Origin of the sequence: Clostridium prolinivorans (assembly GCF_004011155.1) — a bacterium.
Classification (GTDB): Bacteria; Bacillota; Clostridia; order Clostridiales; family Clostridiaceae; genus Clostridium_AT; species Clostridium_AT prolinivorans.
This window is the reverse complement of the sequence record NZ_RJWG01000007.1, coordinates 1-21,501: the sequence shown is the minus strand read 5'-3', so window position 1 is coordinate 21,501 and position 21,501 is coordinate 1. Positions and strand designations below refer to the sequence as shown.

16 protein-coding genes, 1 tRNA gene, 1 rRNA gene and 1 riboswitch are annotated in these 21,501 nt (G+C 27.9%); of the genes, 2 read left to right on the top strand and 16 right to left on the bottom strand.

Annotated elements, in window-relative coordinates; translation table 11 throughout:
• Positions 1-17 precede the first annotated feature (17 nt).
• The 4 genes from EGD97_RS07455 to argB form a co-directional block, all read right to left on the bottom strand.
• Positions 18-1,232, bottom strand: coding sequence for an argininosuccinate synthase (locus EGD97_RS07455; protein ID WP_127836952.1), 1,215 nt, complete (start codon positions 1,230-1,232; stop codon positions 18-20).
• A 278-nt stretch (positions 1,233-1,510) separates the two neighbouring features.
• Entirely contained in the window at positions 1,511-2,626 is a 1,116-nt protein-coding gene (locus EGD97_RS07450; RefSeq protein ID WP_127836951.1) for a M20 metallopeptidase family protein, read from the bottom strand.
• Between the two features lie 76 nt (positions 2,627-2,702).
• On the bottom strand, positions 2,703-3,872 hold the full coding sequence (locus EGD97_RS07445) for an aspartate aminotransferase family protein (RefSeq protein ID WP_127836950.1): 1,170 nt from the start codon (positions 3,870-3,872) through the stop codon (positions 2,703-2,705).
• Entirely contained in the window at positions 3,854-4,747 is an 894-nt protein-coding gene (gene argB, locus EGD97_RS07440) for an acetylglutamate kinase (RefSeq protein WP_127836949.1), read from the bottom strand. Before argB ends, EGD97_RS07445 begins: the two co-directional genes overlap by 19 nt.
• 139 nt (positions 4,748-4,886) lie before the next feature.
• Between argB and argC the strand changes: the two genes are divergently transcribed.
• Entirely contained in the window at positions 4,887-5,924 is a 1,038-nt protein-coding gene (gene argC, locus EGD97_RS07435; protein ID WP_127836948.1) for an N-acetyl-gamma-glutamyl-phosphate reductase, read from the top strand.
• A 121-nt stretch (positions 5,925-6,045) separates the two neighbouring features.
• On the opposite strand, the gene EGD97_RS07430 is transcribed toward argC, so the two are convergent.
• The 7 genes from EGD97_RS07430 to EGD97_RS07400 all read right to left on the bottom strand — a co-directional run bounded on the left by EGD97_RS07430 (position 6,046) and on the right by EGD97_RS07400 (position 16,252).
• A complete protein-coding gene (locus EGD97_RS07430) occupies positions 6,046-7,365 on the bottom strand; it encodes an MFS transporter (protein ID WP_127836947.1) in 1,320 nt (439 codons plus the stop codon).
• A 172-nt stretch (positions 7,366-7,537) separates the two neighbouring features.
• Positions 7,538-8,530, bottom strand: a complete 993-nt coding sequence (locus EGD97_RS07425) for an NADH:flavin oxidoreductase (protein WP_127836946.1) — start codon at positions 8,528-8,530, stop codon at positions 7,538-7,540.
• Between the two features lie 103 nt (positions 8,531-8,633).
• Entirely contained in the window at positions 8,634-12,281 is a 3,648-nt protein-coding gene (gene metH / locus EGD97_RS07420) for a methionine synthase (protein WP_127836945.1), read from the bottom strand.
• A gap of 19 nt (positions 12,282-12,300) precedes the next feature.
• Positions 12,301-13,200: a methylenetetrahydrofolate reductase [NAD(P)H] gene (gene metF, locus EGD97_RS07415; protein ID WP_127836944.1), complete on the bottom strand. Its 900-nt coding sequence runs from the start codon at positions 13,198-13,200 to the stop codon at positions 12,301-12,303.
• A 78-nt stretch (positions 13,201-13,278) separates the two neighbouring features.
• Positions 13,279-13,390: riboswitch (SAM riboswitch) on the bottom strand.
• A 130-nt stretch (positions 13,391-13,520) separates the two neighbouring features.
• Entirely contained in the window at positions 13,521-14,672 is a 1,152-nt protein-coding gene (locus tag EGD97_RS07410; RefSeq protein ID WP_127836943.1) for an amidohydrolase, read from the bottom strand.
• A gap of 255 nt (positions 14,673-14,927) precedes the next feature.
• Positions 14,928-15,875 (bottom strand): ROK family protein, encoded by a 948-nt coding sequence (locus EGD97_RS07405; protein ID WP_127836942.1) that lies wholly within the window; start codon positions 15,873-15,875, stop codon positions 14,928-14,930.
• A gap of 122 nt (positions 15,876-15,997) precedes the next feature.
• On the bottom strand, positions 15,998-16,252 hold the full coding sequence (locus EGD97_RS07400) for a hypothetical protein (protein ID WP_078682701.1): 255 nt from the start codon (positions 16,250-16,252) through the stop codon (positions 15,998-16,000).
• A gap of 190 nt (positions 16,253-16,442) precedes the next feature.
• Between EGD97_RS07400 and rbr the strand changes: the two genes are divergently transcribed.
• Positions 16,443-17,030 (top strand): rubrerythrin, encoded by a 588-nt coding sequence (gene rbr, locus EGD97_RS07395; RefSeq protein WP_078682702.1) that lies wholly within the window; start codon positions 16,443-16,445, stop codon positions 17,028-17,030.
• A gap of 144 nt (positions 17,031-17,174) precedes the next feature.
• Here the strand turns inward: rbr and fusA are convergent, their stop codons facing one another.
• From fusA to rrf, 5 genes are all read right to left on the bottom strand, one after another.
• Complete coding sequence (gene fusA, locus EGD97_RS07390; RefSeq protein ID WP_127836941.1) at positions 17,175-19,259, bottom strand: elongation factor G; 2,085 nt, start codon at positions 19,257-19,259, stop codon at positions 17,175-17,177.
• A gap of 577 nt (positions 19,260-19,836) precedes the next feature.
• On the bottom strand, positions 19,837-20,223 hold the full coding sequence (locus tag EGD97_RS07385; protein ID WP_127836940.1) for a DUF1284 domain-containing protein: 387 nt from the start codon (positions 20,221-20,223) through the stop codon (positions 19,837-19,839).
• Positions 20,217-20,768, bottom strand: coding sequence for a biotin transporter BioY (locus tag EGD97_RS07380; RefSeq protein ID WP_127836939.1), 552 nt, complete (start codon positions 20,766-20,768; stop codon positions 20,217-20,219). Before EGD97_RS07380 ends, EGD97_RS07385 begins: the two co-directional genes overlap by 7 nt.
• A gap of 433 nt (positions 20,769-21,201) precedes the next feature.
• A tRNA-Phe gene (locus EGD97_RS12375) sits at positions 21,202-21,271 on the bottom strand.
• Positions 21,272-21,308: 37 nt separating this feature from the next.
• Positions 21,309-21,425 (bottom strand): 5S ribosomal RNA (rrf, locus tag EGD97_RS07375).
• Positions 21,426-21,501: the final 76 nt, after the last annotated feature.

Below are 21,501 nucleotides of genomic sequence, written 5' to 3'. Positions count from 1 at the left end.
TATTCTCTAATTAACTATTATTTACATTTATTGTTGATCTTCTTTTCATTCATAGCCTTAATTCTATAAGGAAGACCAAATAAATTAATAAATCCTTCAGAATCTTTATGACTATATAATTCACTTTCTCCAAAAGAAGATATTCCTTTATCATATAGTGCATAAATTGTATCTACTCCAGCAGGAATAATATTACCTTTATAAAGCTTTAATTTTACTGTTCCTGTTATATTTTCTTGAGTTTTATCAATAAAAGCATCTAAAGCTTCTCTTATAGTACTAAACCATACTCCATCATAAACAATTTCAGCATATTTTTGGGCTACAATCTGTTTAAAATGATATGTCTGTTTATCTAAAATTGCTTGTTCTATTTCACGATGAGCAGCTAAAAGCAAAGTTCCAGCTGGTGTTTCGTATACTCCTCTTGACTTCATACCTACAAGTCTGTTTTCAATAATATCTGCAATTCCAACTCCATTTTCACCTGCAATAGTATTTAATGTTTTTATAAGTTCTACTGGTGCAAGCTCTTTTCCATTAACTTTCTTAGGAACTCCTTGTTCAAAGTAAATTTCAACATAAGTAGGTTCATCCTTAGCTTTTTCAGGAGGAGTTACCATAAGATACATTTCTGTTTTATGTTCATTTGTTAATTCTTCTAAATCTCCACCTTCATGGCTTACATGCCATAAATTCCTATCCATAGAATATATTTTTTCTTTAGTTACAGTAATTTTTATTCCTTTTTCATTTGCATAATCTATAGCATCTTCCCTTGATTTAATATTCCATATCCTCCAAGGAGCTATTATTTTAATTTCAGGATCTATTGAAGTAATACCTAATTCAAAACGTACTTGATCATTACCCTTTCCAGTGCATCCGTGGCATATATATTTAGCTCCTTCTTTATGAGCAATTTCAACAAGTCTCTTTGCAATTAATGGTCTTGCATATGATGTACCTAATAAATATTTTTCTTCATAAACTGCTCCTGATTTTATAGCTTTGTATAAATAATCAACTACAAATTCCTCTTTTAAATCTTCTACATAAACTTTTGATGCTCCAGTCATTATTGCTCTTTCTTTTATTTCTTCCATATCATCTTCTTGTCCAACATCTGCACATACCGCAATAACATCAAAATTATAATTTTCTTTAAGCCAATGTACTATTATAGAAGTATCTAATCCTCCTGAATATGCTAATATAACTTTTTCTTTCATTTTAAAAATTCCCCTTTCTTTACTATTTATATAATTTAGATATCCATTATCTTAATTAGTAATAATACTTATACATTTTTTATAAACTCAAATATCAGTTTTTCTTTTAAGTTCATAAATTATATTTATAATTATGCAACTTTTTTTATAAATATGCAATACCTTTTTTGTATTTATTTTATATTTTTTATAAAAAATAAGTCTGCCTCAAAATAGGAGTTAGTTTGAAACTAACTCCTATTTTGAGGCAGCTCTTTTTATAGTTAAAAAATCTACATCTATAAATTTAGTGAAAGTATAAAATTAGTTATAATATTAATCCCATGAAAAAGAGCATCGTCTGAAGCATTAAAGCAAGGAGAATGTAGTGGATATAAGCCTTTATTACCATCTGCTATTCCCAGTCTAAAATGTACAGATGGTATTTTTTCTGCAAAAAACGAAAAATCTTCAGCAGCAAAAGTTTTTTCAAGCGAAATAACATTTTTTTCTCCAATAAAAGATTTTGTAATATTTATGAATTTATTGGTAAAATCCTCATCATTTATTAATGGAGGATATTGAAAATTATATTTTAATTCTGCAGTACAATTATATTTTTCTGCACTTAAAGAAGAAATTTTTTTTATATCTTCATAAATTTTACTTCTTAAATTATTATCAAAAGTTCTTACAGTTCCTAAAACCACACATTCATCTGCTATTACATTTGGTGCAGTATCGCATTGAATTGAAGTAAAAGTTATAATATGTGAATCAAGTGGATTAATTTCCATTTTTGTTTTAAAATTCATAGTCTGAATAAAATCCATTGCAGGATATATAGGATTCTTACAAAGATAAGGCATAGCTGCATGACCACCATTACCTTTAAATATTATTTTAAAATCATCTACTGATGCCATAGAAGGTCCTGGTGAAACCTCTATAGTTCCAACATTAACATTTGGCCATACATGAAATCCTATCATATTTTTAACTTTAGGGTTTTCAAGTACACCTTCTTTAATCATAGGCAAAGCTCCGCCGTCATCTTCCTCCGCAGGTTGAAATATAAATTTTACACATTTATCAAAACCTATTTTTTTGAGAATTAAGCAAGTTCCCATAACTATAGCCATATGATAATCATGCCCACAAACATGAGATACTCCGTTTACTGGAAGTGCATCCATATCAGCTCTAATAGCTATACATTCTTCTCCACTATTTAAAGTTGCAACTACTCCAGTTTTAGCTAAAATTTTAGAAGGTATATTTAAATCTTTTAAAAAATTTAATATAATCTTCTGAGTTTTAAATTCTTTAAAAGAAAGTTCAGGATTATTATTAAGTTCAAGCCTAATCTTTTTTATATATTCAATATTTTCCTCAATTACTTTTTGGATATTCAAGTTAACACCGCCTTTAATAAATAATTGTAATTAACCTGTTGAACATATTTATTTCAACAGGTTAATTACAATATATCTATGCAGATAATTCCTGCATAATTCCTTCTAATATATTTAATGCAGCATCCATATCCTCTTTTTCTACATTAAGAGGAGGAAGGAGCCTTATAATATCTTTTCCAGCAGTAATTACTAAAAGTCCCTTATTAAAGCAAGCTTTCATAAAAGATTTTGGATCATCAACTTTAATACCTATAAGCAAACCAATTCCTCTTATTTCTTTTATAACTCCATACTTGTTTTGTAATGTTAATAATTTTTCTTTTAAATATTTGCTTTTTTCATCAACAGACTCAATTATTCCACCATCTACTAATTCATTTAATATAGCACATCCAACTGAGCAGGCAAGAGGATTTCCGCCAAAAGTACTTCCATGATCTCCAGGTACTAATGTTCCTTCAGCTTTTTCATTTACTATAAAAGCTCCTATTGGAAATCCACCACCTAAAGCTTTTGCAATAGTAATTATATCTGGTATAACTCCAAATTTTTTATAAGCAAAAAGACTTCCAAGTCTACCCATACCACACTGTATTTCATCAAAAATTAATAAAGCATCATATTTATCACATTGCTCTCTAGCTTCTTTTAAGAATTCACTACTAGCCTCTATAATTCCTCCTTCTCCTTGTATAGGCTCTATTATAACCCCACATACATTTTCATTAAAATTTCTTTTCAAATCTTCAATATTATTAAATTCAACTTCTTTTACCCCACCAATTAAAGGCATAAAATTCTTTTGATATTTGGATTGTCCTGTAACTGATAAAGCTCCCATACTCCTGCCATGAAAAGAGTTAGTCATATATAATATAATATTTTTATCTTCTTTGCCTTTTAACTTGCCATATTTTCTTGCTGCCTTTAGGGCTCCCTCTACTGCTTCTGTGCCACTATTGCAAAAAAATACTTTGCTATGATCGCAATTTTCTATTAATTTATTTGCAAGTTCTATATGTTTTGTATTCCAATAATAATTTGATATATGAATAACTTTTTTGCTCTGTTCAGTTATAGCATTAATTATTGCAGGATGGCTATGTCCTAAGCAATTTACTGCAACTCCTGATACAAAATCTATATATTCTTTACCATTTACATCATAAAGTCTGCTTCCTATACCTTTTTCAAAAATAACATCAAATCTTTCATATGTATTCATTAAACTATTTTTTGACATAAATTATCTCTCCTCTTTGCTATTATTTTAGTTCCACTATCAGTTGTTATATTAAGTAATAAATTATGTTCTTTTCTTCCATCAATTAATTGAACACTATTAGTTCCTTTATTAAGAGCATCAATGCAGCATTCAAGTTTTGGAATCATTCCTCCAGTAATAATACCAGAATCTATATATTCTTTTATCTCATCAATAGTAATAGATTTTAAAATACTTGATGGATCATTAATATCTATATATACTCCATCTATATCAGTCATAATCAATAATTTTTCAGCTTTTAATGCTCCACTTATAAAAGATGCTGCATAATCTGCATTTATATTATAACTGTTCCCATTATCATCGCACCCAACTGGAGATATTACAGGAATTATATTGTTTTCTAAAAGTTTTAAAAGTAACTTTTCATTTACACATTCAACTTCTCCAACAAAGCCTATATCTAATTTATTGTTCCCATCATATACATATTTTTTCTTTGCCTTAATTAATTTAGCATCTTTACCACTTAAACCAATAGCTGTAAGACCTTTTATACTTAAACGTGAAGATAATTTTTTGTTTACATTTCCTGACAAAACCATCTCTACAATCTCCATTGTAGATTTATCTGTAACTCTTAAGCCTTTTATAAATTGAGTTTCTATACCCGTTTTTTTCAACCATTTAGATATTTCAGGACCGCCTCCATGTATAATAACTACTTTTATTCCTTTGCTTGTAAGTAACAATAAATCATCAATAAAAGCTTCTTGAGCTTTTTCATCATTCATTATGCTTCCACCATATTTTATTACAAAAGTCTTTTCTTTAAACTTATTAAGTTGTAAAAAATTGTTTTTATCTAAGTCAGTAGATTGATTATTCATTTCCTTCCTCCAGTTTGGTATATTTTTAAGAATAATTATACAACCTTATATATAATTATTCAATAAAAACATTGACTTTTTTATTAATATGTCCCATAATTATTTTTATCATATAAATTTTAAAAATTGAGGTGAAATCATGATAAACGCAGGAATTATAGGAGCAACCGGCTATGCAGGGCAGCAGCTTGTGTGGATACTTAATAATCATCCAAATGTAAATGTTCAATTTTATAGTTCTCATAATTATGCAGGAGATTTTTTAAATGAAATATATATAAATTATTATGGTTTTATTGAAGATAAATGCATTAATATGGATGAAGCTGAAAATCAATTAAAATATATAGATGTTTTGTTTATTGCACTGCCAAATGGGAAAACTTTTGATATAACAAAAAAATCTTTAAATCTAGGTGTAAAAGTAATTGACTTAGGAGCAGATTTCAGATTAAATTCTAAGGAAGTTTACGAAGAATGGTATAAAATAAAACATGATTTACCTTCTCTTTTAGAAGAAGCAGTTTACGGACTTACAGAACTAAATAGAGAAAAAATAAAAAAATGTAATCTTTTAGCAAATCCAGGATGTTACCCTACTGCAACTATATTAGCTTTAGCACCTCTTTTAAAAAATAAATTAATAGATACAAAAAGCATAATTATAGATGCAAAATCTGGAGTTTCTGGAGCAGGAAGATCAGCTAATGTAACTTCTCTTTTTACAGAATGCAATGAATCAATAAAAGCCTATGGACTTCCAACACATAGACATACTCCAGAAATTGAACAAGAACTTTCAAAGCTTGCTTTAGAAGATTTAAAAGTATCTTTTACTCCTCATTTAGTTCCAATGAATAGAGGAATACTTTCAAGCTGTTATGCAAATTTAAATACAAATATAAATACAGAAGAACTTTTAAACTTATATAAAGATTTTTATAAAAATGAGTATTTCATAAAAATATTAAATACTCTTCCTGAAACCAAATGGGTAAAAGGTTCAAATCTTTGCCATATAGGTATAAAATCAGATACTCGTACAAACAGAGTAATTGTAATATCTGCTATAGATAATTTAATTAAAGGTGCTGCCGGTCAGGCTGTTCAAAATATGAACATTATGTTCGGATTAAAAGAAACAGAAGGATTAGAATTTATATCAATGGCTCCATAGTATTATTATCCATATATATCTAAAATTAAAAGTCTAGAAAATAATAACCTTTTTTTATTTAGAGATTTCTCTCTTAGATTATTATTTTACTAGACTAATTTTTCTTACTAGATATCTATATTTATTTAGGTTCATTTCTAAGAAACCACCAACGTAATGTCCAAAGCAAAGTTGATATAATTCTTAAAAATAATATTATTAAAAATGTAATGTGAAGAGCATTTAAATTAGATCCTAAGCTTGTATAAATTTTAACTCCTACAATTGGCATTACAGCATTAGAAAAACATATAAATAAAGTATATATAGAAATGCTCAAAGTCTTATTTTTTTCAGGTATTACCTGAAGCAAACACTGTAAAATATTAAGCATAACTGTTGCGAAAGCCAAATTGGCAATACTGTTAAGAATAAGAAATAATGGTCGCCCAATATTTAAAGGTACACTAGTTGAAAAAATCATAGCAATTGGACCAAAGCAAAGCCCCAATCCTCCCATTATTATAGAAAATCTTATGCCTTTTTTTTCATTTATACGACTCCAAAATCCTATTGTTAAAAATTGTATTGATGCACTGCAAACATTTAAATATCCAATCCAAGCTTCATTAAGTTTTAAATAATTAATTTGTCCTATATAATATAAAGTCCAATCCATTTGCCAGCTCATATAAAAAAATAAAGCTACTCCTAAAAATCCAAGAAAATTTTTATTATGCATTAAATCTATTGCAACATTTTTTAAATCTTTAAAAGTAACTTTATTTTGAATCTTTTTCTCATTTTCTGATTCTATCTTTTTTAAAATAAATATTTGTAACAATATAAACAAACACGCTGCCCAAAAAAAGCTTTGATGGAACTTTAATTTGCCTGAATTAGTAGAAGCAGATGCTAAAAGAGTTCCTGTTAAAAGCGGGGCTGCAATATTAACTAAAAATGTCCACTTTGTTCTTAAAGTAAATACTTTATTTCTTTCTTTTATAGGTATTACGTCCGAAAAATAAGCCTGCCAAGAAGCATTATATAAAGTCATAGGTCCAATAGATAATGAAATAAGTATTAAAAAGGCTGTAAATCTATGTTTTTTCATAATAGGTACAAAACCAATTAAAAAATAAAATACTGCAAGACTTAAAAGAGACATTATAACCATTTTCTTTTTACTAGACATTCTATCTGTTAAAATTCCACCTGGAATAAGCACTAACATTCCTACAAATTGAGGTAGTGCTGTAACTAAACTAAGTTGGAAATCACTTGCTCCAAGCCTTGTGGCAAATAAATTATTATTATTATTAATGAAATTATTTACAAGAGCAATAAGTATACCCTCATAAGCAAATAAAAACATATTACTATCTTTTTTTAAGGAGGTCTTTGCCTTATTTATAATTTTATTATGTATAAGGCTTAAAACAATATTGCCGTTATTATTCATAATATAATACCTCTTTTTATAATACTCATATTAAATAATCTCACATAATTGTATCAAGTTTTATAGCTTATGACCATAGTTTTTAGTAATAAAAAATCAGCAAAAAATTGATATTTTTTGCTGATTTTTTTGTATTATTTCACAAATTTATTTTTATTAAATTTTACTTTTATTATTTAAAACTTTCTATTGCATTTTTAGCCCAATTTGAATCATTAAGTATAGCTCTTCCTACTCCTATAAGATCTGCTTTTCCATTCATTAAAAGATTTTCAGCTGCTTTTGCTTGTGTTATACCTCCTGTTAAAATTAATGGAATTGAAACAACTTTTTTAATTTCTTCAGTAAGCTTTGAAAAATATCCTTGCCCGCTTAAACCCTGAACATTATATCCTGAAAAGCCTCCAGAAATATCAAGTATGTTTATTCCCGCTTTTTCAAATTCACAAGCTACAATTTTGCTATCTTCTATAGTGGTTCCCCCTTCTTTAAAATCTGAAGCTCCTAATCTTAATAAAATTAGAAAATCCTCTCCCACTGCTTCACGTATAGAATTTATAATTTCAATATGAATTCTAATTCTATTATATACATCTCCTCCATATTCATCTGTACGTTTATTAGTTAGTGGTGAAAAAAATTGATTTAATAAGTATCCATGAGCTGAATGAATTTCTACCCCGTCAAAACCAGCTTTTTTTACCCTTAAAGCTGCATCAGTAAAAGCTTTAATAATACTTTTAATTTCGGTTTTACTAAGCTCCTTTGGTATTATTCCCTGTTTTGGATGAGGTATAGGAGATGGTGCTAAAACATCTAATCTTGTAATTTCTTTATTTGTTGCACTTCCTGCATGATTAATCTGCATAACAGTTTTAGATCCATTTTTATGAATAATTTCAGATAATTTTTTAAGCCCATCTATATTTCTATCATCGGCTACTGAAAGCTGACCTTTACTTGCCTTCCCGTCTTGTCTTATAAAACTATGTTCAATTATTATAAGTCCTATATATCCTCCTTTAGACTTTTCATTATAATAATCAAGAATATCTTGACTTATACTTCCATCTAATTCAGATTTGGATGTAGCCATAGGGGGCATAACCAATCTATTTTTTAATGTAACTGTCCCAACTTGTAATGGATTAAGCAAACAAGCCATATGAAAAATCCTCCTTTATTATTAAAAGTTTATAATTTTATTATACTTCTTATTAGGATTTTTCATTTATTTTTTTGAAAATTAAGCCAAAAATTTATAGTTTTTAATAAATTAAAACTCCTAATAGCTTTTCTACATCTTTTATATTTTTTTTATTTCGTTTAGTATAATCTTCTAATTGATCTTTTCCTATTTTATAAATATCAAAATATTTAGCTTCCTTTGATGCAAAATAAAGTCCACATACACTAGATGATGGTTCCATCATATAATTTTCAGTTAAAGATACTCCTATACTTTCACCATTTAAAATATTAAATAATTTTTCTTTTTCACTATGATCTCTTAAACAAGGATAACCAAATGCAGGACGTATGCCTTGATATTTACCTTTAAGCAAATCATCTATTGATAAATTTTCATCTTCTGCATAACCCCAATAAGTTTTTCTAACATTTTCATGAAGAAGTTCTGCAAAAGCTTCTGCAAGCCTATCTGCAAGAAGTCTTATCATTATTGCTTTATAATCGTCTCCTTTAGATTTAAAAATTTCTTCGTATTCTTTTACTCCAGTGCCGCAATTTACAATAAATCCTCCAATATAATCTGTTATTTTACTATCTTTTGGAGCTATATAATCTGAAAGACATCTATATATATTGCTATTATTTACTTCTTGCTGCCTTAGCATATTAAAAGATTCAAGAACTTCACTTTTATCTTTAATATTATAAATTTCTATATCATCACCATTTGAATTTGCAGGGAAAATACCAAATACAGCATTGGCAGTTAATATATTCTCCTTTTCAATTATATCCAGCATTTTATTTGCATCTTCAAAAAGTTTTTTAGCCTCATTCCCATATTTTTCATCTTTAAGTATCTTAGGATAAACCATTCCCATATCCCATGCTGTATAAAAAAATGTCCAATCTATATATTTTCTAATCTCACTTATAGGAAATTTCTCTAATTTTTTAATACCTAAAAAATTAGGTGTTTTAATGTATGTATTTTCCCAATTAATTTTATAGCTCTTTTCTCTAGCTTCTTTAATTGAAATTAATTTTCTTGATAATCCTAAATAATTTTCTCTTATTTTTTCATATTCTTTATTTATTTCTTCTAAATATTTATCTTTATTATCTTTATCTACTAATTTTCTTGCTGCCTCTACAGCTTTAGATGCATCAGTTGTATGAACAACACCTTTAGAATATTTAGGTGCAATCTTTAAAGCTGTATGAACTTTAGATGTAGTTGCTCCTCCTACCATAAGAGGAATATTAAATCCCTGTCTTTCCATTTCTTCTGCAACTTGTGCCATCTCTTCTAATGAAGGAGTTATAAGTCCGCTTAATGCTATTATATCAGCTTTTTCCTTTTTAGCAGTTTCAAGTATAGTTTCTGAGCTTACCATTACTCCTAAATCTATAACTTCAAAATTATTACATGCAAGTACAACAGATACTATATTTTTGCCTATATCATGAACATCTCCTTTTACAGTTGCAAATACTATTTTACCAGCACTGCTTTTATTGCCATCCTTATCTTTTTCGATATATGGGAGTAAAAAACTTACTGCTTTTTTCATAACTCTTGCAGATTTTACCACTTGAGGTAAAAACATTTTTCCTTCTCCAAAAAGCTCCCCAACAGCTTTCATTCCATCCATTAATGGTCCTTCAATAACTTCAAGTGCTCTGTCGAATTTAGTTATTGCAATATTTATATCTTCTTCAAGATATTCCATTATACCTTTAATAAGAGCATGTTTTAATCTTTCATTAACATCTAAGCTTCTCCAAGAAAGCTTATTCTCATTTTGAATATTTTCAGTTCCTTTAACTTTTTCTGCAAACTCTAAAAGTTCTTCTTGTGCATTTTTATGCTTATTAAGAATAACAGCCTCTACTTTCAAAAGGAGGTCTTTATCAATTTCGTCATAAATTTGTATCATACCTGGATTAACTATTCCCATATCTAAACCTGCATTTATTGCATGATATAAAAATACCGAGTGCATAGCCTCTCTTATAACATTATTACCTCTAAAAGCAAAAGATAGATTACTTACTCCCCCGCTTACCTTTGCATAAGGAAGATTTTCTTTTATCCACTTTACTGCTTTAATAAAATCTACAGCATAATTATTATGTTCTTCAATACCCGTTGCAATAGCTAATATATTAGGATCAAATATTATATTTTCAGGTGGAAATTTAACTTTATTAACTAATAATTCATAGGCCCTTTTGCATATTTCAATTTTTCTTTCAAATGTATCTGCCTGACCTTTTTCATCAAAAGCCATAACAACTACACCAGCACCGTATTTTTTTATTATACCTGCCTGCCTTAAAAACTCCTTCTCTCCAGATTTTAAAGAAATTGAATTTACTATAGCTTTTCCTTGAATTGCTTTTAATCCTGTCTCTAAAACTTCAAACTTAGAAGAATCAATCATCACAGGCACTTTTGCTATTTCAGGCTCACTAGCTAAAAGTTTTAAAAATATATCCATTTCCTTTTGAGCATCTAAAAGAGCATCATCAAAATTTATATCAATAATCTGTGCCCCATTTTCTACTTGATTTTTTGCTATGGATAAAGCTTCTTCATATTTTTTTTCTCTTATAAGCCTTGAAAATTTAGCAGAGCCTGCTACATTTGTTCTTTCTCCTATATTTATAAAGTTATTTTCTTTATTTATTTTAACAATATCAAGTCCACAATATACAGTTTCTATAGTTAAATTAGGAATAATCCTAGGTTTAATGTCCTTAACAGCTTCATATATAGCCTTTATATGAGATGGTGTTGTTCCGCAGCACCCTCCTACTATATTTAAATGACCTTCTAAAGCTATTTCTTTTATATAAGAAGCTGTAACTTCTGGTATTTCATCATATTCACCTAATGAATTAGGAAGTCCAGCATTAGGATGAAAACTTATATAAAGTCCTTGAGTTTTTGAAAGTTTTCTTATAAATGGAAGCAAATCTTTTGCACCAAACGAACAATTCAAACCTATGCTTATTATCCTCTCATGCTTTAAACTTTCTGCAAAAGCTTCTAATGTCTGCCCTGATAATATTCTTCCACTTTTATCTGCAATAGTTCCAGATATCATAATATTTAAGTCTATTTTTTTTCTTGAAAGAACATTATCTGCTGCAATAATTGCTGCTCTGGCATTTAATGTATCATATATAGTTTCAATTAAAAGTATATCTACTCCTCCATCTACAAGGCCTTCTATTTGCTCTTCATAAGACTCTAAAAGTTCATCAAAACTTACAGCTCTAAAACCTGGATTTTCTACATCAGAAGATATGGACGCTGATTTATTTGTAGGACCTATAGATCCTGCTACAAATCGAGGCTTTAAGCTATCTTTTAAACTATAAAAATCTGCCATTTCTCTTGCTATTTTTGCACCATAATAGTTTAAATCATAAATTTTATCTTCTAACCCATAATCTGATTGAGATATTCTATTAGAATTAAATGTATTAGTTTCTATTATATCCGCTCCTGCCTCTAAATAAGATTTATGAATATCTCTTATAACATCAGGCTGAGTTAAATTTAATATATCATTATTACCTTTTTGGTTAATTTTAACAGTTAAATTTCCTCTAAAATCTTCTTCACTTAAATTTAGTTTTTGTATAACAGTTCCCATAGCTCCATCTAAAATTAATATTCTTTTTTTTAAGCAATCTTCTATATTTAGTTTCACTTAAAAGCCCCCTTGTATTTTAGTTAATATTATCCTTATATTCTAAAGCTTCTCTTATATTAGATATATTTTGAATAATTCTTCTTACTGTTTCTGGACGATTCATAGTATATAAATGAATTCCATCTATTCCCCAAGAGAGCAAATCAACAATTTGTTCAGTAGCATAAACAATACCTGCTTCTTTTAATGCTTGAGGGTTATTCTCATATTTAGCCATAATTCTTGAAAATTTAGCTGGTAAAGATGCTCCGCTTAAAGAGATCATACGTTCAATTTGTTTTTTATTTGTAACAGGCATTATTCCAGCAGAAATTGGCACATTAATTCCTTTTTTATAAGATAAATCAATAAATCTATAAAAACTTTCATTATCAAAAAAAAGCTGAGTTATAAGAAAATCTGCTCCTGAATCCACTTTTATTTTTAAATTTTCAATATCTTTTTCTAAACTGCTACACTCGAAGTGCCCTTCAGGATAACATGCCCCACCTATACATATTTCATCATCTTTTTTTATGGACTTTATTAAATCACTTGCATATTTATACTGGCTTTTTTGAAATAACTCTTCATTAAAATTTTGAGGTAAATCTCCTCTAAGAGCCATAATGTTTTGAATATTATTTTCTTTTAATTCTTCTATAAATTTTTGAAGTTTTTCTTCTGTTAATGATATACAAGTTAAATGTGCTAAAGTCTCAATATAATATTTATTCTTTATTAATGATGCAATTTCTATAGTTTTATCTCTAGTGCTTCCACCTGCCCCATAGGTTACACTTATAAAATCTGGTTTTAAATCTTTTAAAGATTCTATTGTATCATATATAGTGTCTATAGGACTTTCCTTTTTAGGAGGAAAAATCTCAAAAGAAATAATAGGTTTTTTCTTTTTATAAATATTTTTTATTTGCATTTTAGTGCCCCCTTTTAATATAAAAATAAACGCTACTTTCGAAAAGAAAAATAGCGTTAATTTCTTATTTTACTATTTCCCTTATCTCTCAGAAATAATACATCTCTGCTGGAATTGACACCTTTTGTCTTAAAATGACATAGGTTGTCGGGCTTCTTAGGGCCAGTCCCTCCGCCTCTCTTGATAAGAAAAGAATAATATTAAATTTTATGTTTATTTTAAATTAATACAGCAAAAATGTCAATGAATTTATTTTTATTCATATAAAATTTAATCATAAAATATATTTTTAATAAAATTATTATTTTACTAAATTATATTTAATTTTTATGCTTAGCATCTATAAATGCAATTTCTCCATCTATTAAAACTAATTTTGTTTTAGCATAAATATCAAAAGGATGTTTGTCAAATACCACAATGTCTGCATCTTTACCTATTTCAATAGATCCTACTCTATGAGAAATACCAAGTATTTCTGCTGGATTTATAGTTATTGCTTTAAGTGCAGCTTCCTCATCTAATCCTGCTTTTACTGCTAATGCAGCACACATAGGAAGATAATGTACTGGTATTACAGGATGATCTGTCATTAAAGCTATTTTTACACCTGCTTTATATAAAGCTTTAGGAGTTTCAAAACTCAATTCTTTTAACTCAACTTTACTTCTAGTTGTAAGTGATGGTCCAACTATTGCAGCATATCCTTCTTTAGCAAGTTCATCTGCAATTAAATGCCCTTCTGTACAATGCTCTATAGTCATTTTAAGACCAAACTCATTAGCAATACGAATAGCAGTAAAAATATCGTCTGCTCTATGAGCATGAGCTTTTACATTTAGTTCTCCATTTACAACTGGTATTAAGCTTTCAAGTTTCATATCAAAATTTTCATTTTTATCTTTGTTTTTTATATAATTTTTAGTCTTAAAAAGATATTCTCTTAATATAGATGCTGTTGCCATTCGAGTTGATGGTGTTTGTTTTTTTGAATTATAGCATCTTTTAGGATTTTCACCAAAAGCAACTTTCATTGCTGCTGGTTCCTGAACTATCATATCATCTATTCTTTTACCTTTAGTTTTAATTGTTGCAAATTGTCCTCCTATAACATTAGCACTTCCAGGTCCTGTACATACACATGTTATACCATTTTCATAAGCTTCTTTAAAAGCTCTATCCATAGGATTAATTGCATCAATAGCCCTAAGCTGTGGAGTAACAGGATCCGTAATTTCATTCCCATCATCACCTTCAAAGCCAAGACCATCTTCCCACATTCCTATATGACAATGAGCATCGATTATACCAGGCATAACAAAACCGCCTTCAGCATCAAATATTTCACAATTTGAAGATACATTTATATTTTCACCTACTTTTATGATTTTCCCTTTATCAATTAAAACTTCTCCATTTTCAATAATATCGCTACACATAGTAATAATTGTTCCATTTTTAATTAATAACATTTTAAGCCTCCTATATTAAAACTAATCTATATAATAATATGATTAATTTAATAAAATATTTTTATTAAATTAATAAATAGCCATGGATATAATAAAGCTTTTTAATCAATATAAATTAATAAATTAGAAAATTAAAAGCTTATCGTAATTTAATCATACTATATATTTTTTATAAATTATTTTATTATAAAAGTGAATGAAGTGTAATTTGTTATAATTACATTTCATTCACTTTTATATTTTATGTATTAAATTTTATCCTTCTAATAAAGCTAAAGCTACAGCTCCTATAACTCCAGCATCTTTTCCTAAAGCTGCTGGGACAATTTTGCAATATTCAGACATAGCTTTAAAACATCTTTTATCCACTACTTCTTGAACTTTATCAAAAACTATTTTACCAGCCTGTGCAACTCCTCCACCTATTACAACCATATCTGGATCAAAACTGGTTATAATATTTGCAACAGCTATACCTAAATAGTTTAAACTTTTATCTAATATGTCTTTAGATACTTTATCTCCTTTTTCAGCTTCTTTAAAAACTTCATATGAAGTAATGTTTTCATAATTTTTAAGTGAAGTTTCCTCTCCACTTTCTACAGCTTCCCTTCCTTGTCTTGCTATTGCAGTACCTGAAGCTAATGCCTCTGCACAGCCATAATTACCACAATTACATCTTGGACCATTAGGAAGCAGAGTTGTATGTCCAATTTCTAATGCATTGGATGTACTTCCTCTATATATTTTACCGTTTAATATAGCACCTCCACCTATTCCAGTGCTTACTGTTACATAAACCATATTGTTTGTCCCTTTTCCTGCTCCAAGCATATATTCTCCTATAGCTGCAACATTTGCATCGTTATCAAGATATGTAGGTATATTAAATTTTTCTACCAATGGTTTTACAAGCTGAAAATTTTTAAAAGGAAGATTTGGCGTAGTTATTATAACTCCAGTCTTAGCATTTAAAGGTCCAGGAGAACCTATTCCTATTGTTTTAATTTCACTGGAAGTTTTATTAGCTATCTCCATAACCTTTTCAATTACTTCAAATATTCTATTAAGTACAGCATTTTCACCTTCAGAAGCTTTTGTAGGTATAGTATGCTTACTTAGCACATTCCCATTTAAATCTGCAAGAGCACCACTTATTTTAGTACCACCTAAATCAATTCCTATTACATATTTTTTATCCATGACTTGCCTCCATATTTTTTTAATTTTCAAACATTATTATATCAAAAAATAAAGCATTTTTATATAGAAAAACAAAGATAATGAGACTGCTATAAAAATTTATTATAACAGTCCCATTATCTTTATCCTTTAAATTCATCTCCTCTTCTATAAGCAGTTATAAAATATCTTCCGTCATCATCATGTCCGCCCTTCATTGCTACTTCAAGTCCATTATGATGTAATATATTTGTTATTATATCTACATTATGTGCATCTCCAGGGCCGATTGAAATAATAACTTTATCATTTTCTCCAATTATATTCATATAATCATTAATATTACTATAATCACTTAATCCTATAGGCCCATTGATTTCTAAACGGTATTCTGACATAAAATCTCTCCTTTAGCTTACAATATTTTCTCCTTAAATAACGCCATGATTATTTTTTGTATTATATTATAAAATATTCATTATTTTTTAACATAAATTTTTACTATACAGCGAAAATTTATGATATAATTTAAGTAAAAAAATATATATTATGAACATAATGTAATTTTTACTAAATGGAGGGATTTTTATGAATTCACTAAAGGGAACTAAAACAGCAGAAAATTTAATGAAAGCCTTTGCAGGAGAATCTCAAGCAAGAAATAGATATACTTTTTATGCTTCTGTTGCAAAAAAAGAAGGATTTGTACAAATATCTAATATATTTACAGAAACAGCTAACAATGAAAAAGAACACGCAAAAAGATTTTTTAAATTTTTAAATGAAAATGGACTTGCAGGGGATACAGTAGAAATTACCGCTAATTTCCCTGTTGCACTTGGAGATACAAAAACAAATTTACTTGCAGCTGCAAATGGAGAAAATGAAGAATGGTCTGATTTATATCCAAAATTTGCTGATGTTGCTGAAGAAGAAGGATTTGATACAATAGCTATTGCTTTTAGAAAAATTGCAGAAGTTGAAAAACATCATGAAGATAGATACAGAAAGTTATTATCTAATGTAGAAAATGATAAAGTATTTAAAAAAGAAACTTCTACTTTATGGAAATGCGGCAATTGCGGTTACATATTTGAAGGAGAAGAAGCTCCAAAAGTTTGTCCTGCTTGCTTACATCCACAAGGTTACTTTGAATTATTAGCTGATAATTTCTAAAAACAACAATTTAAATCTAATATTTCTTTAATTTTATAAATAAAAACCATGCATAAAAAGATTTTTTCTAATATATGCATGGTTTTTTAATTTATCTAAATATATTTATATGTCCACTTAAAAATTTATTGTTTTAATATATTATTATTCTTCCTTGTCCTTTTTAGCATTTTCTATTATTTTCAAAGCTTCATTAGCTGGAACTTCTTCATATCTTTCAAATTTCATTTTAAAACTTCCTCTTGCTTGAGTCATAGATTTAAGGTCAGTAGCATATTTAATCATTTCTGCCATAGGAACTTCAGCAATAATTTTTTGATATCCATTTTGTGGTTCCATACCAAGCACTCTTCCTCTTTTTTTATTTATATCTCCCATAACATCTCCCATATACTCATCCGGTACAAGTACTTCCACATGCATTATAGGTTCAAGTAATATAGGGTTTGCCGCTGCAAGACCTTTTTTGTATGCAAGAGAAGCAGCTACCTTAAATGCCATTTCAGATGAATCTACAGGATGAAAAGAACCATCATGAAGAGTAGCTTTTAGTCTAATAACTGGATATCCAGCTAAAACACCATGTTGAATACACTCTCTTAATCCTTTTTCAACGGCAGGTATATATTGTCTAGGTACAACTCCCCCTACTACTTCATCAACAAATTGCAAGTCATCTTCTTCATCTTCCCTTGGCTCAAATTTAATCCATACATCTCCATATTGTCCATGTCCTCCAGACTGCTTTTTATGCTTTCCTTGGACATCCACAGCCTTTTTTATAGTTTCTCTATATGGTATTTTAGGATTTTCAAGGATAACATCTACCCCAAATTTATTTTTTAATTTACTTGCTATTATATCAAGATGGGTTTCTCCAATACCCGATACTATCATTTCAGCATTTTCAACATCTCTTGAAATTTTAAAAGTAGGATCTTCTTCTAAAAGTTTAAAAAGCCCTGAAGAAAGCTTATCTTCATCCCCTTTAGATTTAGGCATAACAGCCATAGATATAGAAGGCTCTGGAAAATTAATTTTTTCAAAAGCAATAGGTAAGGCCATTTCACATAAAGTATCTCCAGTATTTGTATATTGCAGTTTAGCAACAGCACCTATATCACCTGCTATTATTTCTGAAGTAGGTATCTGTGATTTACCTCTTAAAAAATACATACTTCCAATTTTTTCTTGCTTGTCTTTTGTAGAATTATATACAATAGAATCAGTTTTAGCTTTACCACTCATAACTCTAAATAAAGACATTTTCCCAACAAATGGATCGGCTATAGTTTTAAATACAAAAGCTGAAAATGGAGCAGCCTCATCTATCTTAATTTCAACTTCATTATTATTTTTTATATTTTTAGCTTTTAACAATTCTATATTATTAGGTGATGGAAAACATTCAACTATATCTTCTAAAAGAGTTTCTATTCCTATTCCCTTTAACGCACTTCCACACATAACTGGTGCAATTTCTCCTTTTGAGGCACCATTTATAAGACCTTTATAAATTTCTTCATCGCTTAACTCACCTTCATTAAAATATTTTTCAAGTAAAACTTCATCTGTTTCTGCTACAGCTTCCATTATCATATTTTTACATTGGTCCACTTTATCTAAAATTTCATAAGGGATATCTTCTTCTAACATTTTGTTAGTTTTTGAATTAAATATTCTTGCTTTTCTTGAAATAACGTTTACAACACCTTTGAAATTTTCTTCACTCCCTATAGGATATTGAATAGGTACTACAGATATACCAAACTTTTCTTTTAAATCCTCCAATACTTTTTCAAAATTACTATTTTCTCTATCTAATTTATTTATAAAAAATGCTCTAGGCATTTTATTCTTATTTACATAATCCCAAGCTTTTTCAGTCCCAACTTGAATTCCAGATACTCCACATACAGCAATTAAAGCTATATCTGCAGCTTTTAATCCTTCTATCATTTCTCCTATAAAATCAAAATAACCAGGCATATCTAATAAATTAATTTTTATATCTTTCCATTCACAAGGTGCTACTGATGTAGCTATTGATATTTTTCTTTTTCTTTCTTCTAAATCATAATCACTTATAGTTGAGCCTTCTTCTATTTTTCCTGCTCTATCAATTGTATTAGTGTGAAATAATAAAGATTCTGTTAATGTAGTTTTTCCTGCTCCACTATGTCCTACAATTCCTACATTTCTTAAATTTTGAGTTTTGTATTCTTTCATAAGAAACTCCTGCCTTTCTAAAAATATAAATTTTTATATAATTTCAAAATTAAATTTTGTCATTTAAAAATTTTAAAAAATACTATAAAAGTAAATATATAAAATTTTATTCAACAACAGCTTATTAAATGAAATTATATAAATATTAGTTAAATAATCAACTATAAATTAGAGATAATTTATTTTAATTTATATATTTCTATATATTAAATATATATTCTATTTTTTTACTTTATTTCCTTTTTTATTTTAAACATAATTTTCAAAATAGTATGACTTTTCTTTAAACAATATTATATATAATAGAAATTTATATATCAATATATTTTCAAATAATTTCAATAATATATAAAAAATTATGGCAACTTCTTTTATTTGGAAATTGCCATGCTTTTAATTTCAATAGAAAAATAATATTATTAAAGTAAAATAATCTATAAATTAACTTCCATTATACAATTTATAATATTTAAAAATTTACCGATAATATAGTGCTTAATTCTCAATAAAAATACTTTTTGTTAAGATAATCAATTTTTTCTATTTTTGAATAAAAACTTTATTATCAAATAAAAATTTATTTAGTAAAAAGTCCTTTTTCACAATATCCCTGTGAAAACCACCCACAATTAGAACAAATTCTTATAAAGTTTTCACGGTCTAATTTTTCCTTTAAAATTTTTAAAATACTTTTATAATGAAATACACTATTACTATTAATACCTAACAATTTTAGCACTTCATTATCCAAATAAGAAACTTTATATTCATCTTCACATAAACTATTTATTGTATTATGAGAACATGCTGAACAAATTACATCTGTTTTTGCTATTATTTTTATATAAGGATTATATTTAAGTGCCTTTATAACTCTATTCATATTATAAACAAATTCTCTATTATAACCATTCCCTACATAACCTTGGATACATAATAAATGATGAGCTCTTAAAACTAACATTTTATCAAATTAGCCTTTAAAAGACTTACTCTAACTTTTACTCCAATTAAATATGCAATTATAATTTTTAATATATCCAAGGGAATAAAAGGAAGAGCTCCTACTAATATAGCTTTTTGAATTGTTATTTTAGTAATTATGGAAAGTTGAAGTACTCCAATAAAATAACAAACTATCAAAGAAAATAACAAGCCTAAAACTGTAATTATAAAAGATTGTTTTTTTTCTAAAATTTTACCTATAATAAATGCAATAATAGGATAACTTAAAATATATCCTCCTGTAGGACCGAGTATAAAATGTAACCCACCAGAAAAGTTAGCAAATACAGGTATACCTATTGCCCCTAACAGTACATAAATTATTTGAGACAAAGTTCCAAGCTTACTACCTAATATTATTGATGATATGTATACTGCAAATATTTGAAAAGTTATAGGAACGGGACTAAAAGGAAGAGGTATAGAAATCTGAGCTAATATTGCTGTTAACGCAGAAAATATAGCTACTGTACTCATTTCTTTAATAGAAAACTTTAAACTCATATTAACACTCCTTTTGATAATTGTTAACTTAACTTGCATATAAGGTTGACAATTAAAGTATATATTCCTATTATATATTTGTCAATGATAAATTTTAAATTATAAATATCTATTATAATTGATTTATTATAATCTCTTAATATATTGCAATTTCTGTTCATAACTGGACAAGAATAATTAAAAAAGCACCAAATAAAGCTTACTATAATATTATAAAAATTTTAAGACATTTTTTTAAATGATTAATAAAGAAATTTACTTTTGCATCACTAAAACTTACTCTACTTTGATGGATATTTTTTTAATAGAAATTTTTTATGTTTATTATAATGATTGACAGGTAATTTTTAAATTATAGATATCTAATTATATATATATTTTCAATCTAGAATAGAAAAATTAACACAAAAAACCACTAAGCTTTTAAACTTAGTGGTTTTTATANCAGGAATCGAACCAGGGACACGAGGATTTTCAGTCCTCTGCTCTACCGACTGAGCTATCTGGCCTTAATAAACTTTATATTAGGTTTTTAAACCTACCTGGCAACGTCCTACTCTTCCACTCGGTCTCCCGAGCAGTACCATCGGCGCTGAGAAGCTTAACTTGCGTGTTCGGAATGGGAACGGGTGTTACCTTCTCGCCATCATCACCAGATATTAAATTATGGCTCCGTGGAGAGGACTCGAACCTCCAACCCTTCGGTTAACAGCCGAATGCTCCGCCATTGAGC

What these genes read in the sequence shown, in the direction of transcription:
- EGD97_RS07455 (WP_127836952.1), bottom strand. Translation starts at nt 1,232, where the DNA reads ATGAAAGAAAAAGTTATATTAGCATATTCAGGAGGATTAGATACTTCT.
- EGD97_RS07445 (WP_127836950.1), bottom strand. Translation starts at nt 3,872, where the DNA reads ATGTCAAAAAATAGTTTAATGAATACATATGAAAGATTTGATGTTATT.
- argB (WP_127836949.1), bottom strand. Translation starts at nt 4,747, where the DNA reads ATGAATAATCAATCTACTGACTTAGATAAAAACAATTTTTTACAACTT.
- argC (WP_127836948.1), top strand. Translation starts at nt 4,887, where the DNA reads ATGATAAACGCAGGAATTATAGGAGCAACCGGCTATGCAGGGCAGCAG.
- EGD97_RS07430 (WP_127836947.1), bottom strand. Translation starts at nt 7,365, where the DNA reads ATGAATAATAACGGCAATATTGTTTTAAGCCTTATACATAATAAAATT.
- EGD97_RS07425 (WP_127836946.1), bottom strand. Translation starts at nt 8,530, where the DNA reads ATGGCTTGTTTGCTTAATCCATTACAAGTTGGGACAGTTACATTAAAA.
- metF (WP_127836944.1), bottom strand. Translation starts at nt 13,200, where the DNA reads ATGCAAATAAAAAATATTTATAAAAAGAAAAAACCTATTATTTCTTTT.
- EGD97_RS07410 (WP_127836943.1), bottom strand. Translation starts at nt 14,672, where the DNA reads ATGTTATTAATTAAAAATGGAACAATTATTACTATGTGTAGCGATATT.
- EGD97_RS07405 (WP_127836942.1), bottom strand. Translation starts at nt 15,875, where the DNA reads ATGGATAAAAAATATGTAATAGGAATTGATTTAGGTGGTACTAAAATA.
- EGD97_RS07400 (WP_078682701.1), bottom strand. Translation starts at nt 16,252, where the DNA reads ATGTCAGAATACCGTTTAGAAATCAATGGGCCTATAGGATTAAGTGAT.
- rbr (WP_078682702.1), top strand. Translation starts at nt 16,443, where the DNA reads ATGAATTCACTAAAGGGAACTAAAACAGCAGAAAATTTAATGAAAGCC.
- fusA (WP_127836941.1), bottom strand. Translation starts at nt 19,259, where the DNA reads ATGAAAGAATACAAAACTCAAAATTTAAGAAATGTAGGAATTGTAGGA.
- EGD97_RS07385 (WP_127836940.1), bottom strand. Translation starts at nt 20,223, where the DNA reads ATGTTAGTTTTAAGAGCTCATCATTTATTATGTATCCAAGGTTATGTA.
- EGD97_RS07380 (WP_127836939.1), bottom strand. Translation starts at nt 20,768, where the DNA reads ATGAGTTTAAAGTTTTCTATTAAAGAAATGAGTACAGTAGCTATATTT.